At 45.4% G+C, this 4,303-nt stretch carries 2 protein-coding genes and 1 pseudogene; all 3 read right to left on the reverse strand.

All coding sequences use genetic code 11. The annotated features are described in order from the left end of the window. Window positions 1-610: Bgr_08870 family protein (locus FNZ60_RS09395; RefSeq protein ID WP_246054794.1), on the reverse strand; the 610-nt coding region annotated here is incomplete at its 3' end. 14 nt (window positions 611-624) lie between these two features. Beyond that, window positions 625-3,768 carry a DUF4815 domain-containing protein gene (locus FNZ60_RS09400; RefSeq protein WP_142417288.1) on the reverse strand — a complete coding sequence of 1,048 codons (3,144 nt, stop codon included), beginning with the start codon at window positions 3,766-3,768 and terminating at the stop codon, window positions 625-627. A gap of 1 nt (window position 3,769) precedes the next feature. Then, window positions 3,770-4,303 (reverse strand): annotated as a pseudogene (locus tag FNZ60_RS09405) (phage tail protein); the annotation flags it as partial.

Consider the following 4,303-nt stretch of genomic DNA (forward strand, 5'->3'; position numbering starts at 1 on the left):
TATAAACAAGATCACCATCGATTTTCAGTGGTCCTTTAAGCGAGCTTCCGCTTGTGCTTAAGTTAGTGATCACTTCACCATTATGGATAAGATTCAGTGATGAGTTTCCCAACAGCTCCAAACCGCCACTCATGGTGACTTTGCTGGTAAACTTGTTGTAACTTTGCCATTCATTGGCTTGTTTTAAGCGTCCATAGCTGGTCAGATCTTCATTGATCTTGGCTCTAAAGTCATCCAATCCCACAATATCCTCGGTTTTATGCTGGTGTGACCCTAACAGCGATATCGCACTGCCAAAGGTAAAATTATTGTTTCCTGATTTATAAAGCACATAATTGTTGGCAGCATCTTTTGCCCCCTCGATATCGCTTAAATCGGCAAAAGTGAAGGTTTTATTCGCTGCCATTTTGCCATTAAGAGCAGTTTCTAGACCCGTCACATCGCTGATTGTATGCTTATGTTGTAAAGGGGCTTTTTCGTCTGCCTTTTCCACAACTTCTATAAGGGCTTGATCAAGTTTGCCCAAGTTTTCACGCAAGATTGGGAATTCAGAACTGATAAAACGTCCTTCTTGAGGCAATTCCATGTCGAGTTTTTTAGTTTTTGTCATCTCTCATTCTCCCATCATATGATGCCGGCGCCAAAATCACACACCATGGACCGTGCCGCTGGTCCACCCGTAAGGGTAAGTTTAAGGCGCGCTTGTTTGGCAGTTTTGTCACCACTAATGAATTTACGCTCTGTCCAAAGGGGCTCTGATAACTGTTCTGTTTCATCGAGTTTTAAAGGGATAAAAACACCATCATCCAGTTGCATCTCGAGGGTGAGAGAAGAGCCACCTGGTAAAAAGCTTTTGATATAGCTGGTTAATCTTGCCTTTTCCCCAAAGGCAAAAGCCCTTGTGACATAGGTTGCTTTCTTATGAATCTTTCCTGCAATCAATTGCACGGGAGCAAATAACACCGGCGAGAGCTTCTCTGTACCTTTGAGAATAGCGCGAAGCTTGACTTTTTCACTGATATATTCGGTCAGACTGAGCAATTGAAAGGGCAGCAATTGATAAACCGTGCCATTATTGCGTTCAATTTCAAAGATGACAGAACAATCGCTGGAAGGCAATTCAATGGCGGCACGGATTTGTAAATCAGAACAGTCCACAAGATCAAAGCTGCCTAAATCCACTGTTTTTTCTGTTTGCCTGTAGCGGGCTGCCAACACCCGAAACGCCAAGGTTTCATCTTGATGTGCGCTCCAGCTTTTCGCATTCACAGAAGAAAAGCGTGGACCCGTCACATAAGGGTGACTGGAAACATATCTTTGATGTTCTTTATCGAAATCCCCAAGTTTGGCAAGTGAGAGGGAATGATCACCATCATCGGTCTTAATGACAAAGGCGGTCAAACGGTCATCGGGCACTAACAAGGGTACAGCATAGCGTGCCCCAGCCCAGCCTATCTTGGCACCCTTCATGGAATAGGAGGTTTGGGCTTGAATATCAGCGGTTGGATAACCGTTTTCAGTGGTGACCAAATCAATGACGAGATCATGGGCTTGATTACCAATTTTACAAAGATGAAAGTCAATGCCGGTGATTTGTCGTGTTTCATCGGGGGTAAAGACTTGTGCTTGCGGATCATAGGCTGTCCATATTTTTACCGTGGTGGTGCGTCGCATCACTTTTACATCAATCACCCCTTGTCCGGTAAAAAGCCCCGTTGCAACCGTTCCACCTTTGCCGCGTGCAATCACATTCTTTGTTCCAGCGGTAATGTCTTTAGGAATGGTAAAGGTTCCTTGCAAGACCCCCTTGGCATTGGCAACAAGGCGGCTTTTGGGTAAGACACTCACACCATCAAAGCTAAGGCTTTCCAAAATTTCCCCACTGCCAAAGCCTTCAATCTTAAAGTTCAACGGAATGGGTCTTAAAAAGTCGATTTGCTCCCTCGTTGTATTCACCAAATCATCACTGGTTTCTGTTTTGCGAATGCTTCTCCCACGGTTCCAACCCATATTGAGTTGATTGGTGACACCAGAGAGCCAATCAGTGCGTTCAACATGCCAAAAGTCTGTTGCGGGGGTAAGGGTAACGGTTCCAGGGAGAGGCGCAAAATTTTGATAAGGATTGATTTTTTCACAAGCCGTTGTCAATTCTTGCGCAATGATGACTTCATTGCTCCAATCAAGGGTGATAGGTGAATTCAAGGGGGCGGTATAAAATGTTGGGTCAATGGCAAGCTGTAAAATGCCATTACCAACCGCCCCTGTTTGTTCAAAGCCTTCATCGCGATAACTGTCATCGAGAAAAGGATCTGCAAACATGCCTTTTTTAGCAACCGGTTCTTTAGAATCCACATTGCTTTTAATACGCTCTAATTGCATTAAGCGGTCAAGGGAGAGTACGCGTTGAAAATAACGCCACATCTCATCATAGGGGGCAACGCGCGTGCCATCATTGACCACACGCGGTACATCCAGCCAATTATTGCTAATGGTTGCTAAGGACAACACATCTTCAGGAACGCTTGGCGCCATGGGTTGGTCTGCCGAAACCCCTTTGATATAGACCACATTGCCCCCAGTATTGAGACCAATCCGGTCAATGCGGGGGAGTTTATAAGCGTAACGCACAATAATATCACCTCCATCAGCACCCCCTGAGACGGTGATTTCTTCTGTGGTTACTTTATCTGCTTGCACACTTGCACGGTATCGATAGGTCACCGTATAGCTGCTGCCAGGAAGGGGTTCGTCGCCAGCGAGGACCCAATCAATGGTGTCTCCGGTTTTTTTAAAGTCCTTGCCTTCTTTAAATTCTTTGTCTCCTTGCACAATTTTAAGAAAAGCGGTGATACTTTTATCGGGAACCCCATCACGCCCAGATGTAATAGCCCCGCGCGTGAGGGTGACGGTTTTTTCTTTTGTGAGTAAAATAGAATGAACAGCGGCAATGGGGGTGTAATAGGGTTTAAAGGTAAAGCTTGTTTTTTTGCTTTGAGGCGCAAAAATATAGGTTTCACTAGGAATCTCACTTGTGGAAAAATCCTCTGTCTCTTCATGGCGCAAAGCGGCTAGACGTTTGCGTTTAAAACCATTGATATTGGCTTCGCCTTCTTGGATTGTGAACACTTGCTTTTGTCCCTCTTGTCCCAAAGCTGTGACACGACAACCATTCACGATATAATGTCCATGGGCGCGATCATAGGTCGCAATGGCTTGCATGGCCGGTTCAAGCAGTGATGGGGACTTCTGATCAATCAAAACACCATCTTGTAAAATATAAACCGGAAAAAATGTGCCTTGCTGTCCATCATCTTTGAGAGCCCAAACAAGCCTTGCTACCTCGCGCGCAGCACCAGGCTCTCCTTCGGCTAAAGTGCCTGGAACTTGCCCCAAGAGCTCTGGATCATCTTCATGAGTTACCCATGTTTTTTGCAGTTTTACACCGATTTCCACACGCCCAATCATGGCAACATTCTCTAAGACGGCATTTGAGACAGGAAAAATATCACCGGCGATATAAATCTTGCCATCGGTTAGCGTCACCGTCTTTGTGTCTTTATTGACAAAGGCATCCGCCCGTTCAACGCGGTCTCCTTCTTTGGCCACAAGGCGCCCCAAACGGTTATGGCGCCCTTTGATAATGGTTTGCATTTCATTGAGTTCAGCACTTTGCAGAAAAGGGCGCTGTCCATAAAACACAACGCTTTGTTGTTCATCTTTGCCGATAGATCTGTCAATTGCAAAGGGCAAGCCACTTTCATGTTTCATGTTAAAACCTCAATAAAATCTTGAATTGTTCGCGAACATCAGCGCGCAAAGGAATGTTGATCGGTGTTTTGAGAATCTCCACACCACTACTTAAGTCATCAGCGCAAAGCCAAAGTTTGCCAAGGGGTGTCTGTTCTGCGAGATTGCCATGAACGAGGAGGGAAACAGAGGCGGCGTGTTTATCCTCAACATCATTAAAATCTGTGCGCGCGGCAAGAAACAACATTGTCCCTGCGGGGCAAGGGTTAAATCTGTTGCCACAATGGCTGTAAACACCCTCTAACGCTTGTTCAACGGGCGCTACAGCATAGCATCTGCGATAGCCAATCAGAGCGTTGTTTGCATCTCTTAAAGCCAAATAAAGCGTGCGGTTTTTAAACCACTTTGCCATTAATATGTCGCGTTCATGTTTTTTGACCGAACACCACGGAAAATTTGCCAAATCCCATGGATAATCAATTTGATCCCAACTTAACTCTTCATCCCCATCATCAATCCAGTTGCCAATGCGTTTGCCTTCTTCTTTTGTGAGAAC

It is taken from the genome of Bartonella massiliensis, assembly GCF_902150025.1.
GTDB lineage: Bacteria > Pseudomonadota > Alphaproteobacteria > Rhizobiales > Rhizobiaceae > Bartonella > Bartonella massiliensis.

Bases quoted from the DNA above. Each gene is read 5' to 3' on its own strand.
- FNZ60_RS09400 (WP_142417288.1), bottom strand. From the start codon at position 3,768: ATGAAACATGAAAGTGGCTTGCCCTTTGCAATTGACAGATCTATCGGC.